We start from the raw sequence: 278 nt of genomic DNA, 5'->3' as shown, positions 1-278 counted from the left end.
GTAGGGCGTTGCCGCCACCCGGCATAAGTCTAAGCCGCCTTTTCAGGCGGCTTCTTCGTCTTCCAGCCGTAGCTCGGCATCGGCCACAATCGCTTCCAGCTCTGTCAGCATTTCTTCATAGCCGAAGGCAACTGTTTCCTGTTTTTTCAGCTCAACCTGCGGCTGGCGTTTTTTTGATGATTTCTTGCTCAATAGTCGTACTCCATTGTTTTCCCTGACTATACGGGCAAATCTATCAGCAAAGCGCGCAGCTGGGTATCGGCGACTAACGTTATGTT

At 51.4% G+C, this 278-nt stretch carries 1 protein-coding gene; it reads right to left on the bottom strand.

What is annotated here, in order from left to right; all coding sequences use genetic code 11:
- Window positions 1-42: 42 nt before the first annotated feature.
- Entirely contained in the window at window positions 43-192 is a 150-nt protein-coding gene (locus tag OOJ60_RS24640) for a hypothetical protein (protein ID WP_003841507.1), read from the bottom strand.
- Window positions 193-278 lie beyond the last annotated feature (86 nt).

Origin of the sequence: Citrobacter sp. R4 (assembly GCF_026719175.1) — a bacterium.
GTDB classification, from domain to species: domain Bacteria; phylum Pseudomonadota; class Gammaproteobacteria; order Enterobacterales; family Enterobacteriaceae; genus Citrobacter_A; species Citrobacter_A sedlakii.
This window is presented reverse-complemented; position numbering and strand designations above follow the sequence as displayed.